Source organism: Microvirga sp. P4_G7 (assembly GCF_056401005.1).
Genome location: NZ_JBFUKD010000268.1, coordinates 1 through 4732 on the forward strand (window position 1 = coordinate 1; position 4732 = coordinate 4732).

Here is a 4732-nt window from a genome sequence, read left to right on the forward strand (position 1 = left end):
GATCAGCGAAGCGATGTCGATGTCCGCGCCGGCAGCGAGCACCCGCCCTTGCCAAACCGCAAGCGCCTCGACAGTTCCCTCGTGGCGGCCGCACCAAATCGTTCCGTTGCGCAGGACGAGATCCGCCTTCGGCAGGGCGGTGGCGTGCTGACCGGCGGACACACGCTCGCTTAGTTTAGACATTTGCATTTCCCCCTGAACACAAGTTTGCACAGGCGGACCCGATGTGGAAATCGGAATCTGCAACCCGAAACGAAATGGATACGCTGTATCGAATTTGGTGACAGCACCTGCTGTCGGAGCGCTCAGCGCACGGCTGGAACGATGATTTCACCTGCGTGGCAGCCGTCTCGATCGATGGTCGGACATTGCCGGAAGTTGCGCAGATCGCGATCGAGGCAGATGCGGATCTCGTCGAGCACGCGCCTCTTGCAAGAGACGGCCATCATATCGGTGCGTAATCCCGGATTGACGGCAACGAACGCACGCTCGATTTCCAACGGCAGAACCTTGGTGTCGACCGCCGTCTTAGCGAAGGCCTCGGGGATGTTCACTTTGTCTCGCGCCGCGCGGACGAGGCGGAAATACTCGCCCGGGCTCACGCCCGAACAAGCGCCGTGCTTACGCCACTGGTAGCGGCCCAAGCCGTCCTCCGGAAAAAGGCCCCGCGATTCGGCCGTCACCATACTGGAAATGAAGCGGCCTTCGGGCCGGCAAAAAACCGGATAGTTCCGCTCGTTCTGCGGCCACAAGCCGTGCACGACGAATCGCTGGCCACTCCCTGCCTGACATTGATCGCGACGTCCGGCATCGCTGGCGATTTCACAGAAGCCGGGCGACCAAGAAAGAGCAAGGACGAAGAAATCGAATTGCCCGGGCGGGGCGCCGCGAATCTCCGTGTCCTGCGCAAGAGCCGCGCTCGAGAGCAACCATAGCGCAGCCGCGAAAAGGCGGCGCGCCATCGATGTCACGGAAGTGCCTGCTTGCATTGCGGCGCGTAGGCGTAATTGTGGTCGAGCCCTTCGACGCACCACTCGGTGCCCCAGGTAGCGCCAAGGAATCCCAGATCCTCGCGGATGGAATAGTTGATCCGGCGCCTATGGCCGTCCGACGTCGTCACCGTGCCTGAGCAGAAACGGCGGGGGATAAGGTCGAGACCCCACGGTCGCCATGCAATCTGACGAACCGTCTCAAAGGACAAGATCGACAGAGCCGTGTTCCAGAAGCGGTCTTCCTTGATCGCGAATCGGGTCGAGATGTTCTGCAGAACGAAGGGATCTTCGCAGCCGGGCAGATTGGCATTGTAGGGAATGTCGCGCTGCTCAGCCGGCGTGATCTCGCTGGCGAGCACCGGGGTGCAAACCAATGCACAAGAGACGAAAGCCGCCAGCCACTTCATTTGACTGCTCCATGCAGAACTTGAAACTTATCAGGACCATGTGAGTACGGGAGCCGAAGGTCAAGGCTCCGCGGACGGGATGCTCAATAGATTCCGTGCCCCGTGGTCAGTTGGGACCTCGGTGGAGGCATGGGAGCGGGAACCGGCTGGAGTGACAAGGGAGCGGCATAGGCCTGGTTCGGGCGCGACTGGGGGGGCGGCGGGCTGGAGGACGTTCCGGCTCGAGGCAGATCGGCGGCGTAACCCACCGTCGGAGCCCGCGCGGGCGGTGCGGCGAGCGGTGCGGACGGTGCCGGCTCGGGCGTGCGATATGTCATCGGCGCCCCTTCGACCGGGATATCCTCCTCGACGTCGGTCGCTGGCAAATCCGCCGAAGCGCCTGCGCTCATGAGAATCTGCTTGGCACTCTCGGGGTCGATCCGCGGAGTGAATTTCAGAATGGGCTTGCAGATCGAGCGGTCGCCGCGCGGATTGTGACGCGCGAGATCGAGATGCAGGTGGTCGTAATGGAACGGGTCGGCGCCAGGGCCGAGGACGGTCGTAAAATGCCGGCAAGCGCCGACGAAGACTTCGCGAAGGAAGTCCTGCTCCGAGGGATCACCCTTCCACCCTTTTACGACGGTAACCTCGCGACCATCGGCCAGGATGAAAGCCATCACGTCCATGGCGTTGCCGAATGCGTGTTCCGAGGTCTTGGCGCCACTCTGGTTATTGCGCGGCCGGCACGAATAACTGCCGGCCTTCAGGTCTGCCAACGGGACGCCGAAGTAGAGGATGGTCGCGGGCTTCACCACTTCCTCGAGCCAGGTATCGATCTGCGGGATGATCGGACAGGCCAGCGTCACCTTGGATTTGACCCCGATCGAACCGGTGGAGAAAGCAGATACCTTGAACGGATGGTCCATCCCGCACGCGCCGGGCCCGTCGATCTTCTGGCTGAGCGACATATAGGCGGATGGCTGAACCATACGCTGGGCGAGGCAGGCCTCTTCGGCTTGCGTGCGCCAGGGTTCGCGCTGTTCGAAACGGAACAGCCCGCAACCTGTAAGCCCTAATCCCACGAGCGTGAGGACAATGAACGCAACTAACCCACGGCGCATGAGCCGAAACATGCGCTAGCGCGCGTAAATAACTCGTCAACAAAGAGATTTTCGCAGCAACACTTCTGGTGAGTGGCATAGTGACAACCAGAAAGCGGCCCTTGCGCGTTCCGTCGGCACTTCCGCGTGCATAACGAAAGTCTAACACGGGCTAATAGTTCAGCAGAGAGACCTCAAGACCACGGTAAAACGGCAGTATTCCACATCAATACAAAACGTTAAATCATTAGAAACCAACATCATGTTGGCGTTGCTGAAAGGATGCCTAATAGACGCGCTTCTCATCCCCCATTCGTTTTGCTAGGCTGACCCTCCCCATTCATGGAGGAGAGCCTGAATGAGTTTGATTGCGAATTTCGATTGGGCCTCAAGATGGAGCGTTTTGGCGGTTTGCGCCTCGCTCACATTCGTCACCGCCATCATTGCGGGCGTGCTTTAATTTGACATCGAGGGGCGCGCACGACGCGCCCCTTCATTTCCAGCGATCGACCGCCGCGTCGTCCGCGTCTTTCGCCCCCACCCAGGATCCGACCCTGCCCCCCGCCAGATGCTCCCGTTTCCAGAACGGAGCGCGGGTTTTCAGATAATCCATCAGAAATTCGGCCGCCTCAAAGGCCTCACGTCTGTGCACCGACGTTGTGACGACGAGAACGATCGGCTCACCGGGAACGACTCGTCCATGGCKGTGGATGATCGTCGCCCCCAGCAGAGCCCAGCGCCGTTCTGCCTCCTCGGCCACGCGGGCGATCTCCGCTTCAGCCATGCCCGGATAATGCTCCAACTCGAGGGCAGCCAGCGTTCCGGCCTCGTCGCGGCAGAGGCCGGTGAAGGTCACGAGCGCGCCGACGTCCTTTCGTCCAGCGGTAAGAGCGGCGGTCTCCGCCGTCGCATCGAAAGGTTCTGCTTGTATCCGAATGGTCGTGATCATCGATTGTCGCTTCCGCGGCTTGAACGGACACCCTCGAGGTGCGCGATCATCCGCCCGTCATCGGCGGGAAGAACGCAATCTCCCTGGCATCGGCAATGCGCGCCTGCGGTTTGACGTGAACATGATCGATGGCGGCGCGAATGACACCTTCGTTCTCGAAAGCATAAGCGTATTCCTCGCCGCGCGCTTTGAGCCAGTCCATCAGGTCGGCAATCGTCTCGATCTCCGCGGGCAGCGCCACATCCTCATCCGCCTTGCCGATCCGTTCGCGAACCCAGGCGAAATAGACGAGTTTCACGCGACTAGTCCTGGATGACGTGTTTGATGCCGGTCTTGAAGTAGTCCCAGCCCGTATAGATCGTCAGGATGGCCGCCAACCAGAGCAAAACCGTACCGATGAGGATCGTTCCTGGAAGAACCGTTTCGCCCGCCGGCCCCGCGATCAGAAAGCCGAGAGAGAGCAACTGAAGCGTCGTCTTCCATTTGGCGACGCGGCTGACCGGGACGCTGACGCGCAGTTCGGCGAGGAACTCGCGAAGGCCCGAAACCAGAATCTCGCGGCAGAGAATGACGATCGCCGCCCACAAACCCCACCCGTGAATGGTGCCGTCAGCCACCAACATCAGAAGGCTGGCGGCCACCAGAAGCTTGTCGGCGATCGGGTCGAGCATGCGTCCGAGGGCGGATTGCTGTGCGTAGGCCCGGGCGAAATAACCATCGAAATAGTCAGTGATGGCCGCCAGGGCGAAAACGCCGAGGGCAGCCCAGCGCGACCAATGGTCCTCCGGCCAGAACATCAAGGCGACGACGGCTGGCACGGCGACGAGCCGGCCGTAGGTCAGCATGTTTGGAAGATTGAAGGCCTTCGACCTTTGCATGGGGGAGGCTGCACTCATGGTTAAGGGAGGAAGCATGCTCGCATTTTGGCGTCAACCAAAATGGTAGCGTCGGAAAGAGCATTCGCAAGGGAATCACGGTAATTTTATTGCACGATGTTACCCGCGTTCATGGAAGAAGTCGTAAACGGCTCGTGCCGTGGCTGCGTTGACGCCGGGCGTTTTCATCAAATCCTCGAGCGCCGCACGCTGAATTGCCTTCACGGTTCCGAAATGATGCAGGAGCGCACGTTTCCGCGAGGGGCCGATGCCGGCGATTTCATCGAGAGGATTTTTCGTCATTTCGCGTTTGCGCTTGGCGCGATGCGAACCGATGGCGAAACGATGGGCCTCGTCGCGCAGACGCTGCACGAAATAGAGCGCCGGGTCGCGTGGCGGCAATTTGAACGGCGGCTGGCCGACTTTGAAG

8 protein-coding genes are annotated in these 4732 nt (G+C 60.6%); all 8 read right to left on the reverse strand.

Annotation, left to right across the window (positions count from 1 at the left end; translation table 11 throughout):
- On the reverse strand, positions 1-183 hold a 183-nt coding region (locus tag AC1DT3_RS12485; RefSeq protein ID WP_477465575.1), incomplete at its 3' end, for a hypothetical protein.
- A gap of 122 nt (positions 184-305) precedes the next feature.
- Complete coding sequence (locus AC1DT3_RS12490; protein WP_477465576.1) at positions 306-962, reverse strand: ribonuclease T2 family protein; 657 nt, start codon at positions 960-962, stop codon at positions 306-308.
- A 5-nt stretch (positions 963-967) separates the two neighbouring features.
- Positions 968-1399: a hypothetical protein gene (locus tag AC1DT3_RS12495; RefSeq protein WP_477465577.1), complete on the reverse strand. Its 432-nt coding sequence runs from the start codon at positions 1397-1399 to the stop codon at positions 968-970.
- Between the two features lie 83 nt (positions 1400-1482).
- Positions 1483-2499: an extensin-like domain-containing protein gene (locus tag AC1DT3_RS12500; RefSeq protein ID WP_477465578.1), complete on the reverse strand. Its 1017-nt coding sequence runs from the start codon at positions 2497-2499 to the stop codon at positions 1483-1485.
- 472 nt (positions 2500-2971) lie between these two features.
- The gene (locus AC1DT3_RS12505; RefSeq protein WP_477465579.1) at positions 2972-3427 is read right to left on the reverse strand and encodes a molybdenum cofactor biosynthesis protein MoaE; all 456 of its coding nucleotides are present in this window, start codon (positions 3425-3427) and stop codon (positions 2972-2974) included.
- A gap of 46 nt (positions 3428-3473) precedes the next feature.
- Positions 3474-3725, reverse strand: a complete 252-nt coding sequence (moaD, locus tag AC1DT3_RS12510; protein ID WP_477465580.1) for a molybdopterin converting factor subunit 1 — start codon at positions 3723-3725, stop codon at positions 3474-3476.
- Between the two features lie 4 nt (positions 3726-3729).
- Entirely contained in the window at positions 3730-4323 is a 594-nt protein-coding gene (gene pgsA, locus AC1DT3_RS12515; protein ID WP_477465582.1) for a CDP-diacylglycerol--glycerol-3-phosphate 3-phosphatidyltransferase, read from the reverse strand.
- A 99-nt stretch (positions 4324-4422) separates the two neighbouring features.
- Positions 4423-4732 (reverse strand): helix-hairpin-helix domain-containing protein (locus AC1DT3_RS12520; protein WP_477465581.1); only part of this gene is annotated, 310 nt, incomplete at its 5' end.